Source organism: Nonomuraea lactucae (assembly GCF_003313395.1).
Classification (GTDB): domain Bacteria; phylum Actinomycetota; class Actinomycetes; order Streptosporangiales; family Streptosporangiaceae; genus Nonomuraea; species Nonomuraea lactucae.
The window spans coordinates 1-15,788 of sequence record NZ_QNFZ01000031.1; the positions used below are offsets into that span (position 1 = coordinate 1).

Genomic DNA, 15,788 nt, shown 5'->3' on the forward strand with positions numbered 1-15,788 from the left:
CGACCCGCCGGCGCGACCCGCGCCGCTGCTGGACGAGGCCCTGGTGGCGGAACTGTTCACGACCGGCGGCACGCTCACCGAGGCCGCCGGCGGTCGCGTCCTCGACGCGCTGGGCGTGGCGCGCCCCCGGGCCATACTCGCGACCACCGAGCAGGAGGCGATCGCCGCCGCCGCCGAGCTCGGCGACCGGCCGCTGGTCTTCAAGATCCAGTCGCCGCAGATCCCGCACAAGAGCGACGTGGGCGGTGTACGGGTCGGGGTGGACCCGGGCGACGCCGCCCAGGCCTTCCAGGAGATCCGGGCGGCGGGCGACCGTGTACCCGGAGCCCGGGTCGAAGGCGTGCTCGTACAGGCACTGGCACGGCCCGGGACCGAGCTCATCCTCGGCGTGCAGGGGGCGCGGGACGGCTATCCCCCGGTGCTGACCGTCGGCATCGGCGGGGTCGCCACCGAGATCTACGCCGATGTCGCCTCGGCGCTGGCCCCGCTCACCCCCGTCCGCGCGCTCGAGCTGCTGCGCCGCCTGCGCGGCTGGCCGCTGCTCGACGGCTACCGGGGGCGTCCGCGGGCCGCGGTGGACGCCGTGGTGGCGGCACTGGTCGCGCTTTCCGAGGCCGCGCTCGCGCTGGGCGAGCGGCTCGACGAACTCGAGATCAACCCCTTGGCGGTCGACGAGCACGGAGTCATGGCACTCGATCTGTTGATCAGATCCCGAGGCCGTGGAGAGGACGCCTGATGCGTTTTCCACCGACCACTCTCACCCTCCCCGAGCGGCGGCTGCGCGACGATGTCCGCGGTTTCCTGGCCGCCGAACTCGCCGGCCGGGACATCGTCGGGTCGGACATGAGCGGCGGGCGCGATCCGGAGTTCAGCCGCAGGCTGGCGGCGAAGGGCTGGGTCGGCATGTCCATCCCCGCCGAGTACGGGGGGCGCGGTGGTACGGCGGTCGAGCGCTTCGTCGTCGTCGCCGAACTGCTGTCGGCCGGCGCCCCCGTGGCCGCGCACTGGGTGGGTGACCGGCAGACCGCGCCGACCATTCTGGCCTTCGGCACCGAGGAGCAGAAGCGGCGGTTCCTGCCGTTGATCGCCAGGGCCGAGTGCACCTTCTGCATCGGCATGAGCGAGCCCGACTCCGGCTCCGACCTGGCCTCGGTACGCACCGCCGGGGTGCGGGACGACGGCGGCTGGCGGGTCAGCGGGACGAAGGTGTGGACCTCCGGGGCGCACCAGCAGGACTACGCGCTCACGCTGGTCCGGACATCGCCGTCGGGTCAGGACCGCCATGCCGGCTTGAGCCAGTTCCTCATCGATCTACGCGGTCCGGGCATCACGATCAGCCCGATCATCAGCCTGGACGGCACACACCACTTCAACGAGGTGGTTTTCGACGACGTCTTCGTGCCCGACGAGCTGGTGCTGGGCGACGTCGGAGGGGGCTGGCACCAGGTGACCTCCGAGCTCGCGTACGAGCGTTCCGGCCCGGATCGGTGGCTGTCCACCTACGGGCTGTTCCGTTCCTTCCTGGACGCGTACGGCGAGCACGCATCGGACTCCGTCCGCGATGCGCTCGGCCGCATCACGGCGCGGTACCGGACGCTGCACAACCTGTCCCTCTCGGTGGCCCGCATGATCGACGGCGGTAGCGCTCCGGTGGCCGAGGCGGCACTGGTGAAGGACCTCGGCACCACCTTCGAGAAGGAGGTGGCCGAGACGGTTCGCTCGCTGGCCGGCGTGGCGCCGGATCCCGACGCCGCCGACCGGTTCTCGCGCGAGCTGGCCGCGGCCACCCTCATGCTGCCCGGCCTGACCATCCGTGGCGGTACCACCGAGATTCTGCGCAGTGTCGCCGCACGGGAGCTGATCCGATGAACACGTTGACCGAGATTGACCGGCTTCTGGTCGACACCGCGCTCCGGCTGTGCGCCGACCATGGATCGCGTGAGGCCCTGGAGGCCGCGGAGGCCGCCGGCTGGTCCGAACAGTTGTGGAACGCCCTCGTGGAGTCCGGCCTGACCCGCGTCGGCATCAGCGAAGCCGAAGGCGGCAGCGGCGGCACTGCGGCGCAGGCAGCGGAGCTCGTACGGATCTCCGGCTACGCCGCGGCGCCAGTGCCGCTGGCCGAGTCGCTGCTGGTGGGCGGCCCGATCCTGGCCGCGGCCGGGATCTCACCACCCGACGGGCCGCTGGCCGTCGCGCCGGAGACCGGCCGGCTCACCGTGGCGCGCAGGGACGGCTGCTGGACCGTCAGCGGCCGGATCGCCGCGGTGCCGTGGGCGCGGATGGCGGAGCTGATGGTCGCCCTCGCCTCCGGCGAGACGGGGCCGGTCGTGGTCGCGGTGCCGCTCGCCGACGCCGGCATCGTACCGGGCCGCAACTACGCCGGAGAGCCGCGTGACACCGTCACGGTCTCCGGCGTGGTGGTCGCCGCGCCGACGCCCGCCGCGGATGCCGGCGTCGACGCGACCACCTGGCGCCTGCGCGGTGCCCTGGCGCGGTCGCTGCAGATCGCCGGCGCGCTTGAGCGGGTGCTGGAGCTGACCGTACGGCACGCGAAGGAACGCGAGCAGTTCGGCCGACCGATCGCCCGGTTCCAGGCGGTGGGGCACATGATCGCGCTACTCGGGGAAGCCGTCGCGCAGGCCCGGATGGCCGCTGAGACCGCCGCCGCCGGCGCCCGCCCCGACGACGCGGCGATCGCCAAGATCATCGCTGGGGAGGCCGCGACCAAAGGAGCGGCGCTGGCCCACCAGGTGCACGGCGCCATGGGAACCACCCGTGAGTGCGACCTGCAGTGGTTCACCCGGCGCCTGTGGTCCTGGCGTGACGAGTTCGGCTCCGAGACCGAGTGGGCCCGGGCGCTGGGTGCCGAACTCGGGCGCGGCGGAGCCGGGAGGCTGTGGGAGGTCGTCACCGCGACACCGGAGGAGCAGCGTTGACGTGGGGTTGCCTGGAGGCGTTGGCGTAGCGGTCGACTGGCGCGTGCCTCATGCCCCGCGAGCTCGTGCGGTTGCGTGATTCTGCCGGGCGATCCCGGGTTGGAGCTTCAGGCCAGGGAGCGGTAGCCGAACGGGGCACCGCTGAGTCAGCCGGACCGTACGAGCCGAGCCTCTCCTCCCATCTCTTGACAGTGGCGACACCCACCCTTCATATTGCTTTCATCTGAAATAACCTCACCTGAAAGCAATGGCGCCAGCCCCTCCACGGCACGGCCCGCCCGGAAGAGTCCAATGGCGCCAGCCCCTCCACGGCACGGCCCGCCCGGAAGAGTCCAATGGCGCCAGCCCCTCCACGGCACGGCCCGCCCGGAAGAGTCCAACAGCCCCTCCACGGCACGGCCCGCCCGGAAGAGTCCAAGGAGCCCGCCATGCGGCACGGTGACATCACATCCAGCCCTGACACCGTCGGAGTCGCGGTCGTCAACTACAAGATGCCCCGCCTCCACACCACTCCCGAAGTGATGGAGAACGCGCGGACGATCGCCGACATGGTCGTCGGCATCAGGCAGGGCCTGCCCGGCCTGGACCTGGTGCCGTGAGGCCGGCGTGTGGGGGGTCTTCTCGATCACCGGTGAGCGGCACGAGGACCTCCCGAACAGACCGCCGTCGGCACCTACGTCACCGAGGGACCCAAGGGCCTCAAGGTCTCGCTGATCATCCGCCACGCCCGCGCCCAGGACCAGTCCACCAACCATCTGTTCAAGCTGCTGCACCGGGGATACTCCGGCGTCCACAACGGAAACGACGGCGACAAGGGCGTCGCGGAATGCCCGTTCGACTTCTACCGGACCTGGGTCACCGACCCGGAGCGGGCACAGAAGAACGTCGAGGCCATCACCCGCGACACCATCGGCGTGGCCACCTGCCCCGTCGGCACCCTCCCGACCGGGGAGCCCGAGCGGTCCTGACCGTCCCGATCACCAACACACCCGGCGGACCGGCGGGCCACCCCCCGCCCGTGACCACCGCTGCTCCGCGAAGGACGACTCCTGTGAGAGGCGCGCCGAAGCGGATCAGTCACCACCTCGTCGAGGAAGAAATATGAGTACAGAAGAATCCCACGACGCGCTCGGAAACGAATACGAGCACACACCCGTGCCGATGGACGCCCGCCGGAGCACCTTCTCCGTATCCATGGTCTGGCTCGGCGCGCCTATGATCATAACGACCGCCATCACCGGATCGATCCTGGTGGCGGCCATGGGCTTCCAGAAGGCGCTGCTGGCCATCCTGGTCGGAAACCTGCTGATGTTCCTCTACACGGGAGCACTGGCCTACGACGCGTATCGGACCGGGAACAATTCCGCGCTGCAGGCCAGCTCCGTTTTCGGCAGGAAGGGCTACGTCGCGGTCTCAGGGTTGCTGTCGACGCTGGTCCTCGACTGGTTCGCGGTACAGACCGGCCTGACGGGGGCCCTCATCCACGCCGCCTTCAACGTACAGTATGTGATCGTCACGGCGCTCGCCGGCCTCGTCTTCCTGCTGATCACATTTCTGGGGATCAGGGGACTGCACTGGGTCGGCGTGGTCTCCGTGCCGCTCTTCGTCATTCTGGGCGGCTGGGTGCTGTTCGACTCGGCCCTCACCGCGGGCTGGGACCGCGTGGCGGAATACGCCGGGACGGCACCGGCCACTCCCCTGGCCTTCGGAGCCGGGGTCACCATCGTCTGCGCGCTGTTCGCGGACGGGGCGACGCTCACCGGGGATTACAGCCGCTGGTCGCCCCAGCATTCGCGGCGCCATCGTCTCAACGTTCAGCGCGTTCCCGTTCGCGATGACGGTGGCGATGCTGGTCGGCGGCGTGATGACGGCCGCTCTTCAAGTGGCGGCTCCGAATCCCTTCGGCCACGACAACATGTTCGGTTATCTGCTCGACCAGCACCAGACGGTGGTCTCTGCCCTCGCACTCGTCTTCCTGCTCTGCAATCTCGGCTCGATCTGCTCCCACTGCCTGTACTTCTCCGCTGTGGGCTTCTCCCGTATCACCAAGAGCAAGATGCGGGTGTGCGCCGTGGCGCTCGGTGTCATCGGCACCGTGCTCGCCGCCGTGAACATCTGGGCGCTCTTCGTCCCGTGGCTGACGCTGCTGGGCATCGTGGTGCCCCCGATCGGCGCCATCATGATCGTGGATCTCTTCCTCGTCCGCAAGGACGCCAGGCCCGTCTCCGCCTGGCGGCCTGCGGCTTTCGCCGCTTGGCTGATCGGCTCGATCGTGGCCTTCGCGGTGGAGTTCGAGGCACCGGGTCTGTCCACCCCGGTGGCCGCGTTCATTGCCGCCGCGGTCGCCTACCTGCTCATCAGCTCCCTCACATCGGCGAGCAGCAAGACCGCCGCGCCGGAACCGATCCCGGTGGCCGAGCCGGTGGATCCCTGACCGCACCAGATCACGCCCCTCCCCCGGCGTCCCCGGCCGGTGGTCGTCTCCCACCGGCCGGGACCTGCCAACGCTCACACCGTGGAGACGGCGGCCGAGGAGGTCTACGGTGACCTGCCGGCGGCGGGTCGGCCGAATGAGGCGGGCTCGGTCATGGGTGTCTCTTTCCGGCGCCTGAGAGAGCCCTCTGTCCATTTACTTCGAGACCAGCCTTCTCATCACCCACTCTGGCATGGTGCCGAAAGGTCAGCCACGGAGCCTCGGGGGGCGCTTGCCCGTCGGACATGCGCACAGGAGGGGAGGGCGGTTACCTGCCTGGGGCATGTCCGGGAGAGCATCACCCCCGAAGCCGGGACACGACGGCGCGGCGCCCGCGTCGGTGAACGAGAAACGCCATGTCGCTGAACGGTCGGAACGTCGCGGTCTTCGCCCTCGGCGGCACCATCGCCACCGCCACGCACCCGGCCACCGGCGGGGCGGTCCCCGCTCTTTCGGCCAAGGAGCTTCTGGAAAACGTCCCCGGGCTGGACGCCCTGGGCGTCCGGCTGCACGTTCATGACTTCCGTCGGCTGCCCAGCGCCTCACTGTCGCTGGCGGACCTCGACGCGCTCCACGCCGAGATCAGGGCCGAACTCGCCCCCGAGGCAGTGGACGGCGTGGTGGTCGTCCAGGGCACGGACACCATCGAGGAGACCGCCTTCTACCTCGACCTGCTGCACCGTGGGGACGCGCCGATCGTCGTCACCGGAGCGATGCGCGGTCCAACCCTCCCCGGATCCGACGGACCCGCCAACCTGAACGCCGCCGTCATCGCGGCGGCCGGCCCATGGCTGCGCGGGGCAGGCTGCGTCGTCGTTCTCGGCGACCAGATACACGCCGCACGCACGGTCCAGAAAAGCCACACCGTCAGTCCCGCGGCCTTCACCTCCCCCGGCTGCGGCCCGCTCGGCCTGGTCGCGGAGGGACGGGTGCGGTTGTACCAGCGGCTCCCCCACCGGACCGCCTGCCCGCCCGGCGACGAAGGAGCGGCGAGCACCAGTGCCGTGCGGGTCGCGCTGCACACGGTGACCCTCGGGGACGACGGCACCCAGCTGGACCTGCTCGACGGCCACTGCGACAGCCTCGTCCTCGCGGCCCTCGGCGCCGGCCACGTACCCGAATGGCTCGTGCCGCGGCTGCGCCGGCTCGCCGAGCGGATCCCCGTCGTCCTCACCTCCCGCATCGGCAACGGCCCCGTGCTCACCCGCACCTACAGCTCTCCGGGCTCCGAGCGCGACCTGCCCGCCAACGGGCTGATCCCCGGCGGCGACCTGAACCCGTACAAGGCCCGGCTGCTGCTGCACCGGCTGCTCACCACCGGGTGCCACGACCGGGCGCGGATCGCCCTGGCCTTCGCCACCGCGGGGATCGCCCCGGCACGGCCAAGGGCGCCCTCCGCCTGCCAATAACGGATATCACCGGCGTTGGAGACGCTCGGCAAGGCCGGCGCTGGAGTCGTCGTGGCGGCATGCACCGAGATCCCCCTGCTGCTCACGGCCGAGGACACAGGTCCAATGCGCTTCATGGACGCCACAGTCGTCCTGGCCCATGCCGTCGTCCGCCACGCCCTGGAGTAGTGACGGCCGGTGGACAACCATCGAAGGCACCGGCGAACTTCGCAACCTCTGCGTAACTCATGTCTTGTTCGTGAGGGGAGAGATGTATACATTGCATACACATTCGCCCTCCCCCGAACCACGTGCAAGAAACACGTGCAAGAAAAAGGTGACAGCGTCATGCTCAGACCCAGTCGGCCCACGCCCGCCTACCAGGGCAAGCGGAGGCAACCGTGACTATCGATGGGCCCTTGGCCGACACGCGCGAGATGTACCTGGTGCACGACATGTTCCGGCGCGAGTTCGGGCTGATGCCGGCGTTGGTCCGCGCGGTCACGCCGGGCGACGTGGAGCGCGCCGGGGTCGTCGCCGATCACATCACGCTCGTGACCGGCGTGCTGCACAGCCACCACCGCGGTGAGGACGACCACCTGTGGCCCAGGCTGCTGGAACGTGTCCCGGAGGAGGTCGTCCCGGTCGTCCACACCATGGAGGACCACCACGAGGGCATCGCCCGGCTGGACGCCGAGTTGGAGACGGCCATATCGGCCTGGCGTGCCGACGCCGGCGCCGAGCGCGGCAAGGCCCTCGCCGATGTGATCGAGCGGGTGAACGTCCTGCTCGTCGAACACCTGGGGCTGGAGGAGGAGCGGATCCTGCCGCTCGCCGAGAAGTACGTCACCGCGGCCGAGTGGGCTGCGATGGTCGCCGACGCGAACAGCAAGCTTCCCATGGAGATGCTGCCCCTGCTGGCGGGCTTCGTGACCTACGAGGGGGACCCCGAGGTCATCGAAGGGCTCTTCTCGTCGTTGCCGCCGGAGGTGGGCGTCTTCCTGCGGCAACAGGCTCCGCAGGCGTACGCCTCTCACGCCGAGCGCGTCCACGGCACCCCCACCCCGCCGCGCGCCACCGGCTGACGTCCGAACGGCACAAGGGCCACGATTCTCCCCACGGCCTTTGTGTCGTTCTCCGCTGTGTCGTTCTCCGCCTCCGCGTGCCCAACAGCCCCGCCGTGGAGACCCAGCGGGCCCGCGTCAGATGCAGGAACCGGAGATCGGCGCGGTGTCGGCGAACGGGCCGAACGCCAGCTGCCGGAGCAACCGGACGAGCTCGTCGCGGTCGCGAGGGCGCATCTCGGCGAGCAGTCGCTGCTCGGTCGCCTCGATCTCCTCGGCGGCCTTGCCTGCGACTTCGCGTCCTTCGGCGGTCGCCTCGCACACCCTCGCGCGCCGGTCGCCCGGAGCGGGGCGGCGCAGGATGAGCCCTGCCTCCTCAAGCCGGTCGAGCACCGCTGTCAGCGTGGTCTTGTCGAGCCCGAGATCCCGGCCGAGCGCGAGCTGGCTCGATCCCTCGCTCTGGGCGATGGTGCGCAGCACGACGTAGCCGCGTATGCCCAGGCCGTGGCGGCGGGCCACCTCGTCCTGCGCGCTGCCGAGCACGGCGCCGACGCGATGCAGGAGCCAGTTGAGATCCCCGGCGAACGGATGGTCGAGCCCCTCGTCGGGCCGCACTGAAGACGACACCCTTCGAGCTTACCAGTAACTCCGAGCCAAGATGTTCTTGCTTAGGAACATCTCATCTCGTAATATCCGAGTCCGGAGCATTTCCCTGGAACCTCCCGAAGGAGTTGTCATGCCGATCCTCAGAGCCGACGAGTGCGCGATCGTGATGATCGATCACGCCGTGGGCTTCGGAAACCTGTTCCGCTCGCACGACCTGGCGTACCACGTCAACAACACCGTGGCGCTCGCCAAGACGGCGCAGGCGTACGGTGTTCCCCTGGTGGTGACGAACGGCGCGGACACCGACCCGCCCGGCCCGCTGTTCGGGCAGCTCAAGGCCGTGCTGGGTGACACCGAGGTCATCGTGCGCGGCGGCAACTTCGACGCCTTCGGGACGCAGCGCTTCGCCGAGGCCGTCGCCGCGACCGGACGCCGCAAGCTCCTGCTGTCCGGGCTGATGACGGAGGGATGCGTGCTGCAGACCGCGCTGTCGGGTCTCGAGCGCGAGTACGAAGTTCACCTCGTCGTCGACTCCGTCGCCGGAGAGAACCGGGAGACCCATGACGCCGCCGTCCAGCGCATGATCCAGGCCGGCATCGTCCCGGTCACCTGGCTGACCGTGGCCTCGGAGTTCCAGCGCACGTACGAGAACGTCGCGACGGTTCAGCAGTTCATGGGCCTCGTGCTCGACCACTCGCCCGCGCTCGGCATGTATCTGCAGCAGTACACCGCACAGCAGGCAGCACACGCCGCGTCGTAGTCCTGTTCGGACACCGGCATTACCCCCCGGCAGGCGGCTCAACGCGGAGCGGGTGTGGGACGAGGCCACCCGGCCCGTCCGCACGGCAGCTCATACTGGCATTGCTCACAGCGCACCACTTCGGCGAGGACTTCGAGGTGTTCCCCGAACTGCGACACCACGAGCCGTCCCTGGACGCTGTCCTCGACCGCCTCGGCGCCGAGCACGACGCGATCCACGAGGTGGTCGAACGCATCGACCGCGACCTCGTCGGGCTGGTGGGGGGCACGTCGACGATCGCCGATCTGCAGGCGACCGTCGACGTGCTCACCGACACGCTCCTGTCCCATCTCGCCTACGAGGAAGCGCAACTGCTCGAACCCATGGCGCGGTACCTGCGCTGACATCGCGCCACCCCCTTCCGTAAGGAGATCAGATGGACATCGAACGGCGCACAGCCGCCAACACAGCCATCGTCCTCATCGACTACGTCTCCGGATTCGCGCCACTGATCGGATCGCAGACCATCGCGGAGAACACCGCCGGCGGCCGTGCCCTGGTCCAGACCGCGCACACCTTCGGCGTCCCCCTGGTGGTGAGCACCGGGCCGCGGAACGACCCGCGCGGGGTGCTCTACCCGGAGATCACCGAGGTGCTGGACGGTCATCCCGTGGTTCATCGCGGGCTGTCGTTCGACGCGTTCGAGGACGGCGGCTTCGAGCGCGCGGTCGCCGCGACCGGGATGAGGCATCTCGTCATCGCGGGGTTGATGACCGACGGATGCGTCATGCAGACCACACTCAGCGCACTGCGCAGGGACTACGACGTGTCCCTGGTCGTCGACGCCACGGCGAGTGACAGCGCCGCCTCACACAACGCGGCCCTCACCCGCTTCACCCAGCTCGGGGTCACTCCGCGCAGTTGGTTGTCGTTCGCGTCGGAGCTGCAGCGTTCCTACGAGCACACCGGCACGCTCGCCGGATTCCGCGCGATCCAGTCGAACATGCCGGGGTACGCGATGCTCAACGCTTCCCTGACGAACGTCCGCGAGATCCTGGCGAACGCTTCGAGCTGACCAATGAGGTGGTGGCTCGATCCCACGGTCTCACCGGCGGCGAGGGACGCGTACGACGTCGAAGGGAAGGTCAGGGGCCTGCCCGCTGGCGAGCCGGTCGAACTGGAGGTTGACCACGAGCAGGTCGTCACCGTCGGCGACAGCGGTGGAAGGGAACTTCAGCCGCGAGCTTGTCGTACGAGACAGCACGCGACCGGCCGCCGCGGTGGCGCCGAGGCGGATGCGCACGATCGCGTTGCCGGGCGGGGTGCTGGCGTCCACGGCGTACAACTCGTCGCCGACCAGGACCAGGCCGTCGCCCATCACCGGGACCCCGCCGAGATCGACGGGACGGATCTTCTTGTCGCGCAGGCCGATCCGATACAGCGACTTGCTGTTGGTGTCCGCGACCACCAGATGCCTGCCGCCGGGCGCGACCACGATGCCGTTGACGTTGACGTCCAGCTGCGCGTCCGGCTCGTACACGATCGGGGAGTCCCGCAGGTCCAGCCACGGCTCCAGGGGAAGCGCCTTCCCCGGGCGCGCCGCGGCGAGTGCCTCGGCCCGGATACGGTACAGCGTCGGCTTGGCGGTGTCGGTGACGTACACGTCCCCGTCTCGGGTGATGGCGAGGTCGTTGAGCGTGCTGCCCGGCACGGCGGTGGTGAACGTCCCCAGCAGCCTGCCGCTGCGGCTGTCGCGCACCAGGACCTTCCCGGTGTTGCCTCCCGCCACGAGCAACCGCCCCCGGCGGTCGACCTTCATGCCCAATGCCTGGGTGAGGCCGTCGGTTCCGGCGGGCACGAACACGCGCAGCCGCTCACGGCTCGTGCTCCCGCGGTAGAGCGTTCCGTCGGTGGCCGAGCCGACGAAGATATCCTTGCCGGAACGCGCTATGCCTTCGGGGAACGCGCTCTTCGCCTGATCGGGCAGCAGGTAGCGGTCCGGCGCCGGGCGGGCTTGCCCGTGGACGGGGCCGGACAGCGCGCCGATCGAGATGGCGACCAGTCCCATGGTGGTCAAGAACTTCTTGCGGTTCATGTTCGGCGTCTCCTGAGGCGCGAGTGACCTGGCATCCCACACGCTAGGCACTCCATACCGGGCCGCTCCATACTTGATTCGGCCGGAAACATACGTGATCGATCCTCCGACAGGGTCGTACGATGACACGGTGGATGTCTTCAGCGATGTCATCGCCACTGTTCGAGCCGGGCGGGCGAAATTCAGCCGGTCCCTGCGCACGGGACCGTGGGGCAACCGGTTCGGCCCGTATCCCGGGGCCGGCTTCCACGTGCTGCTGCACGGCGGCTGCTGGCTGATCCCACCGTCCGGTGCGCCGGTTCAGCTCAGCGCCGGCGATGTGGTGTTCCTGCCGTACGGCGCGATGCACGGGATGAGCGACAGCCCGCACCGGACGATCATGGAGCTGCCGCCCGAGCCGGACAACGGGCCCGCCATCAGAGCGCTCCATGACGAACCGGACGTGCTCTCGGCGAACCAGGCGCACCTCCTGTGCGGCGCCTACCGGCTCGAACGGGGGCAGGCTCACCCCTTCCTGCGTACGCTCCCCGAGGTCGTGCACATCGCCGCCCGCCCTGGTCGCCATTCCACCCTGCGGGCCGCCGTCGACCTGCTGGGCGCGGACCTGTCCGAACCCCGCCCGGGAGCCGGCGCCGCGCTACCGGCGTTGATGGACCTGCTCCTGGTCTACCTGCTGCGGGCCTGGCTCGACGACGAGGTCGAGCGCCGGCCCCACGCTGGCTGGCCCGCCGCGCTCACCGATCCGGTCATCGCGACCGCCCTGCACCACATCCACCACGAGCCCTCCCGCCGTTGGACGGTGCAGGACCTCGGCGACACGATCGGGATGTCCAGGACCGCGTTCACCCGGAGGTTCACGTCGTTGGTGGGCCAGCCTCCGCTGGCCTACCTCACGTGGTGGCGGCTGAACACGGGAGCGCGGCTCCTGCAGGACACCGATGCGCCGCTCGCCTCGATCGCCCGCCAGGTGGGCTACACCTCCGAGTACGCCTTCGCCAACGCTTTCCGCCGCGAGTTCGGCACGGCGCCGGGCAGGTTCCGCCGGCAACACCGAAGCTGTGCCGCAGGCTTCCAGGAAGGGGCGCATCCCTACCCCGTGGAAAGCGTTGGCTGACAGCGCCGCGGAGGCCGCCGCACCGGCTGAACCGGCCATGCTCTTCCAGCGTCCGCCGGTCGGTGACCGGAACGATCTCAAGGCCAGGAGGGAGATCGTGCGGCGTACTCTTGGTTCTCAGGCCCGGCGGCCGAGTGTGGCGAGCAGTTCGGCGAACGGGACGACCGCGGTGGCGTCGGCTGGATCGCCGCTGTCATGGATCGGCGTCCGCGGGGCGGTGCGGGCGCGCATGAGGTCGGCCAGCTCGCCCGCCGCGCGGGTGATCCTTGCGGGCAGGGCCTCGGTGTGGGAGTCGCCTGCCGCGCCCCAGTCGTCGGTGGCGGCGAAAACGGCGGTGGGGACCACCACGGCGCGCAGGTAGGCGAACAGCGGGCGCAGCGCGTGCTCCAAGGCGAGCGAGTGTCTCGCGGTGCCGCCCGTTGCGCCGATCAGAACCGGCGTTCCGGCCAGAGCGTTGGGCTCGATCAGGTCGAAGAACGACTTGAACAGTCCGCTGTAGGAGGCGTTGAAGATCGGTGTCACGGCTATCAGGCCGTCGGCCCGGGTCACCGCGCGGATCGCCTCCTCCAGCGCCGGGCTGGGATAACCCCGAGTCAGATGGTGGGCGATGTCCACGGCCAGCTCGCGCAGTTCGACGACGCGGACGTCCACCGTCCGCTCTGGCCCCTCCAGGCGCCGACGGGCCGCGTCGGCCAACCGGTCAGCGAGCAGTCGGGTGGAGGAGGGATCGCTCAGTCCGGCCGACACCGCGACCATGCGCAGGGGTTCCATCCTGGCTCACCCTCTCTCCGTGACGACGGCGTCCCCGTGGCTGCCGAGCGCCGGGTGCACGGGGCCGTCCGGCACATGCGCCGGACGGCGCGCGTCGAACTCCCTGCGGAGTACGGGGAGGATCTCGCCGAACAGGTCGAGCTGCTCCATGACCGTCTTCTCCGGCAGTCCGCCCGCGTCGAGGTTGAACAGCTGGCGCTGGTAGTCTCCGAAGGTCTCGCGGAAGGACAGCGTCTTGTCGATGACCTGCTGCGGGCTGCCGACGGTCAGCGGGGTCTGCTCGGTGACATCCTCCAGTGACGCCCCGCCGTAGACGGGGATGCTCCGGAAGTAGGGCCGGTAGTCCCGGACGGCGTCCTGCGACCTGCGCCGCATGAACGTCTGGCCGCCGAGGCCGACGATGGCCTGGTCGGCGGCGCCGTGGCCGTAGTGCTCGAAGCGCTGCCGGTACAGGTTCACCAGGCCGACGAAGTGACGCCGGGGGAAGAAGATGTGATTGGCGAAGAAGCCGTCGCCGTAGTACGCGGCCTGTTCGGCGATCTCCTGGCTGCGGACCGAGCCGTGCCAGACGAACGGCGGCACGCCGTCGAGCGGACGCGGCGTCGAGGTGAACGACTGCAGGGGCGTACGGAACTCGCCCTGCCAGTCGACGACGTCCTCTCGCCAGAGCCGGCGCAGCAGCGCGTAGTTCTCGATCGCCAGGGGAATGCCGTTGCGGATGTCCTGGCCGAACCAGGGATAGACCGGGCCGGTGTTGCCGCGGCCCATCATGAGGTCCACCCGTCCGTTCGCGAGGTGCTGGAGCACCGCGTAGTCCTCGGCGATCTTCACGGGGTCGTTCGTGGTGATCAGCGTGGTCGAGGTCGACAGGATGATCCGCCTCGTCCGCGCCGCGATGAAGGCGAGCAGGGTGGTCGGCGAGGAGGCCACGAACGGTGGGTTGTGGTGCTCGCCGGTGGCGAACACATCGAAGCCGACCTCTTCCGCCTTCGTCGCGACGGCGGCCATCATCCGTAGTCGCGCCTGCTCCGAGGACGGCCTCCCCGAGACGGGGTCGGCCTTGACGTCGCCGATGGTGAACACGCCGAACTGCATGTGAATCGCCTCTTCCATTTCATGGGTTTCAGTCGGGGGCGCTGGTCAGCGCATGAAGCTGCCGCCGTCCACGTTGAGGATCTGTCCGGTGACGAAGTCGGAGTCCGTGGAGGCGAGGTAGAAGACCGGCCCGACCAGGTCCTCGGGTAGTTCGTCCCGTTTGATGGCACGTCCCTCGCGCTGGGCCCGAAGGACCTCCGGCGGCATGTGGTCCCGCACCGCCGGGGTCACGGTGAGGCCGGGCGTCACGACGTTGACGGTGATCCCGTAGCCGCCGACCTCACGGGCGAGCGAACGGGAGAACCCGACGATGCCGGCCTTGGCGGCGACGTAGTGGGCGTAGCCGGCCGTTCCGTCGAAGACCGACCCGGACCCGAAGTTGATGATCCGTCCCCAGCCGCGGCCCTTCATGATCGGGAGCACGGCGCGGGTCATGAGGAACGTGCCGGTGAGGTTGACGTCGATGACCCTCCGCCAGTCGTCCGGCTTCATCTCCTCGAACGGTGTGAAGGGGAAGTAGCCGGCGCAGTTGACCAGGACGTCGACCCGGCCGGTCTCGCGACGCGCGGTCTGCGCCAGCCGGTCGCAGTCCTGCTCGGTGGAGATGTCGGCCGCGACCGTGATGAGGCGGCGCCGGTGCGATCCGGCCAGACGGGTGTCGAGAACCTCCTGGTCGGTGTCCGTCGCGATGACGGTGTCGCCGCTCGCCAGGAACCGGTCCACCAGGAGGGATCCGATGCCTCCCGCGGCGCCGGTGATGATGACTACTCGGTCGTCGTGCATTCTGATCTGCTCGCTGTCTGATCGCGTTGAACGATTGCCTTCTCGATGAGCCTGGCCTGGGCGATGAAGGACTCGACGGCGTCGGCGTCCAGGTGCTGGACGGAGACCCGTTCGAGCGCGGACCACATGGCCTCGATGGGTTCGCGCATGGCCCGGCCCTTGTCGGTGAGCCGGACGAGCTGGACCCGCCGGTCGTGCTCGGCCGGCTCGCGGGTGAGCAGCCCGGCCTCCTGCATGCGCCGCAGGGACTTCGAGACCGTCGAGTGGTTCAGGCCGACACTCTCCAGCAGCTCGGACTGCGTCTGGCCGTCCCGGTCGAACAGCTGCATCAGCAACAGCTCCTGGCCGGGATGCAGCCCCAGGTCACGCAGCATCCCGGCCGCGAACGCGCGGTGCGCGCGGGCGAGAGTGAAGATCGCGTAGCTCGGGCGTCCGGGGCCTGCCGTGCTCGGAGACCGGAGCGGAGCTGTGGTCATCATGACCTCGATTGAGCGCTCGCGGACAGCACGGGATAGTCGGTGTAGCCACGCTCGTCGCCACCGTAGAAGGTGTTCGGGTCGGGCGTGTTGAGGGGTGCGCCGACGCGTACCCGCTCGGCCAGGTCCGGGTTGGCGAGCGTCATCGAGCCGACGCTGGCGACGTCCGCCAGGCCGGCCTCGACGTCCTGGGCGCGGGCGGCGACGTCGGCGCCGGGACGGTTGAGGATCAGCGCGGCCGGCCAGTC

General features: G+C 69.7%; 17 protein-coding genes and 2 pseudogenes. 12 read left to right on the forward strand and 7 right to left on the reverse strand.

Annotation, left to right across the window (positions count from 1 at the left end; genetic code table 11):
* The 8 genes and pseudogenes from DQW85_RS02060 to DQW85_RS02090 all read left to right on the forward strand — a co-directional run.
* Nucleotides 1-736: acetate--CoA ligase family protein (locus tag DQW85_RS02060; protein ID WP_205314801.1), on the forward strand; the 736-nt coding region annotated here is incomplete at its 5' end.
* The gene (locus tag DQW85_RS02065) at nt 736-1,869 is read left to right on the forward strand and encodes an acyl-CoA dehydrogenase family protein (protein WP_113698749.1); all 1,134 of its coding nucleotides are present in this window, start codon (nt 736-738) and stop codon (nt 1,867-1,869) included. The genes DQW85_RS02060 and DQW85_RS02065, both read left to right, overlap by 1 nt.
* Nucleotides 1,866-2,936, forward strand: a complete 1,071-nt coding sequence (locus DQW85_RS02070) for an acyl-CoA dehydrogenase family protein (RefSeq protein ID WP_113698750.1) — start codon at nt 1,866-1,868, stop codon at nt 2,934-2,936. The genes DQW85_RS02065 and DQW85_RS02070 overlap by 4 nt, the downstream gene beginning before the upstream one ends.
* Nucleotides 2,937-3,364: 428 nt before the next feature.
* Complete coding sequence (locus tag DQW85_RS46415) at nt 3,365-3,535, forward strand: hypothetical protein (RefSeq protein ID WP_240196866.1); 171 nt, start codon at nt 3,365-3,367, stop codon at nt 3,533-3,535.
* A 562-nt stretch (nt 3,536-4,097) separates the two neighbouring features.
* Nucleotides 4,098-4,730 (forward strand): annotated as a pseudogene (locus tag DQW85_RS48050) (cytosine permease); the annotation flags it as partial.
* A gap of 40 nt (nt 4,731-4,770) precedes the next feature.
* A complete protein-coding gene (locus DQW85_RS46420; RefSeq protein ID WP_240196867.1) occupies nt 4,771-5,370 on the forward strand; it encodes a purine-cytosine permease family protein in 600 nt (199 codons plus the stop codon).
* 395 nt (nt 5,371-5,765) lie between these two features.
* Nucleotides 5,766-6,818 carry an asparaginase gene (locus tag DQW85_RS02085; RefSeq protein ID WP_113698751.1) on the forward strand — a complete coding sequence of 351 codons (1,053 nt, stop codon included), beginning with the start codon at nt 5,766-5,768 and terminating at the stop codon, nt 6,816-6,818.
* Nucleotides 6,819-7,198: 380 nt separating this feature from the next.
* Complete coding sequence (locus tag DQW85_RS02090; RefSeq protein WP_162794655.1) at nt 7,199-7,882, forward strand: hemerythrin domain-containing protein; 684 nt, start codon at nt 7,199-7,201, stop codon at nt 7,880-7,882.
* 117 nt (nt 7,883-7,999) lie between these two features.
* Here the strand turns inward: DQW85_RS02090 and DQW85_RS02095 are convergent, their stop codons facing one another.
* Nucleotides 8,000-8,488, reverse strand: coding sequence for a MarR family winged helix-turn-helix transcriptional regulator (locus DQW85_RS02095; RefSeq protein WP_113698753.1), 489 nt, complete (start codon nt 8,486-8,488; stop codon nt 8,000-8,002).
* 109 nt (nt 8,489-8,597) lie between these two features.
* On the opposite strand from DQW85_RS02095, the gene DQW85_RS02100 reads away from it, so the two are divergent.
* From DQW85_RS02100 to DQW85_RS02110, 3 genes are all read left to right on the forward strand, one after another.
* Nucleotides 8,598-9,227: an isochorismatase family protein gene (locus DQW85_RS02100; protein ID WP_113698754.1), complete on the forward strand. Its 630-nt coding sequence runs from the start codon at nt 8,598-8,600 to the stop codon at nt 9,225-9,227.
* 101 nt (nt 9,228-9,328) lie between these two features.
* Complete coding sequence (locus DQW85_RS02105) at nt 9,329-9,610, forward strand: hemerythrin domain-containing protein (protein ID WP_162794656.1); 282 nt, start codon at nt 9,329-9,331, stop codon at nt 9,608-9,610.
* Between the two features lie 32 nt (nt 9,611-9,642).
* The gene (locus DQW85_RS02110) at nt 9,643-10,281 is read left to right on the forward strand and encodes an isochorismatase family protein (RefSeq protein WP_113698756.1); all 639 of its coding nucleotides are present in this window, start codon (nt 9,643-9,645) and stop codon (nt 10,279-10,281) included.
* Nucleotides 10,282-10,311: 30 nt separating this feature from the next.
* Here the strand turns inward: DQW85_RS02110 and DQW85_RS02115 are convergent, their stop codons facing one another.
* On the reverse strand, nt 10,312-11,301 hold the full coding sequence (locus tag DQW85_RS02115; protein WP_113698757.1) for an SMP-30/gluconolactonase/LRE family protein: 990 nt from the start codon (nt 11,299-11,301) through the stop codon (nt 10,312-10,314).
* Nucleotides 11,302-11,431: 130 nt separating this feature from the next.
* Between DQW85_RS02115 and DQW85_RS02120 the strand changes: the two genes are divergently transcribed.
* Nucleotides 11,432-12,415 carry an AraC family transcriptional regulator gene (locus DQW85_RS02120; RefSeq protein ID WP_113698761.1) on the forward strand — a complete coding sequence of 328 codons (984 nt, stop codon included), beginning with the start codon at nt 11,432-11,434 and terminating at the stop codon, nt 12,413-12,415.
* 117 nt (nt 12,416-12,532) lie between these two features.
* On the opposite strand, the gene DQW85_RS02125 is transcribed toward DQW85_RS02120, so the two are convergent.
* The 5 genes and pseudogenes from DQW85_RS02125 to DQW85_RS02145 form a co-directional block, all read right to left on the reverse strand.
* Nucleotides 12,533-13,186 (reverse strand): FMN reductase, encoded by a 654-nt coding sequence (locus DQW85_RS02125; protein WP_113698758.1) that lies wholly within the window; start codon nt 13,184-13,186, stop codon nt 12,533-12,535.
* A 6-nt stretch (nt 13,187-13,192) separates the two neighbouring features.
* Complete coding sequence (locus tag DQW85_RS02130) at nt 13,193-14,281, reverse strand: CE1758 family FMN-dependent luciferase-like monooxygenase (protein WP_113698762.1); 1,089 nt, start codon at nt 14,279-14,281, stop codon at nt 13,193-13,195.
* A gap of 45 nt (nt 14,282-14,326) precedes the next feature.
* A complete protein-coding gene (locus DQW85_RS02135) occupies nt 14,327-15,064 on the reverse strand; it encodes an SDR family NAD(P)-dependent oxidoreductase (RefSeq protein WP_113698759.1) in 738 nt (245 codons plus the stop codon).
* On the reverse strand, nt 15,046-15,543 hold the full coding sequence (locus tag DQW85_RS02140) for a MarR family winged helix-turn-helix transcriptional regulator (RefSeq protein ID WP_113698760.1): 498 nt from the start codon (nt 15,541-15,543) through the stop codon (nt 15,046-15,048). Before DQW85_RS02140 ends, DQW85_RS02135 begins: the two co-directional genes overlap by 19 nt.
* A pseudogene (locus tag DQW85_RS02145) lies at nt 15,540-15,788 on the reverse strand (alkene reductase); the annotation flags it as partial. The pseudogene DQW85_RS02145 and the gene DQW85_RS02140, both read right to left, overlap by 4 nt.

What these genes read in the sequence shown, in the direction of transcription:
- DQW85_RS02065 (WP_113698749.1), top strand. Translation starts at nt 736, where the DNA reads ATGCGTTTTCCACCGACCACTCTCACCCTCCCCGAGCGGCGGCTGCGC.
- DQW85_RS02070 (WP_113698750.1), top strand. Translation starts at nt 1,866, where the DNA reads ATGAACACGTTGACCGAGATTGACCGGCTTCTGGTCGACACCGCGCTC.
- DQW85_RS46415 (WP_240196866.1), top strand. Translation starts at nt 3,365, where the DNA reads ATGCGGCACGGTGACATCACATCCAGCCCTGACACCGTCGGAGTCGCG.
- DQW85_RS46420 (WP_240196867.1), top strand. Translation starts at nt 4,771, where the DNA reads ATGACGGTGGCGATGCTGGTCGGCGGCGTGATGACGGCCGCTCTTCAA.
- DQW85_RS02085 (WP_113698751.1), top strand. Translation starts at nt 5,766, where the DNA reads ATGTCGCTGAACGGTCGGAACGTCGCGGTCTTCGCCCTCGGCGGCACC.
- DQW85_RS02100 (WP_113698754.1), top strand. Translation starts at nt 8,598, where the DNA reads ATGCCGATCCTCAGAGCCGACGAGTGCGCGATCGTGATGATCGATCAC.
- DQW85_RS02110 (WP_113698756.1), top strand. Translation starts at nt 9,643, where the DNA reads ATGGACATCGAACGGCGCACAGCCGCCAACACAGCCATCGTCCTCATC.
- DQW85_RS02115 (WP_113698757.1), bottom strand. Translation starts at nt 11,301, where the DNA reads ATGAACCGCAAGAAGTTCTTGACCACCATGGGACTGGTCGCCATCTCG.
- DQW85_RS02125 (WP_113698758.1), bottom strand. Translation starts at nt 13,186, where the DNA reads ATGGAACCCCTGCGCATGGTCGCGGTGTCGGCCGGACTGAGCGATCCC.
- DQW85_RS02130 (WP_113698762.1), bottom strand. Translation starts at nt 14,281, where the DNA reads ATGCAGTTCGGCGTGTTCACCATCGGCGACGTCAAGGCCGACCCCGTC.
- DQW85_RS02135 (WP_113698759.1), bottom strand. Translation starts at nt 15,064, where the DNA reads ATGCACGACGACCGAGTAGTCATCATCACCGGCGCCGCGGGAGGCATC.
- DQW85_RS02140 (WP_113698760.1), bottom strand. Translation starts at nt 15,543, where the DNA reads ATGATGACCACAGCTCCGCTCCGGTCTCCGAGCACGGCAGGCCCCGGA.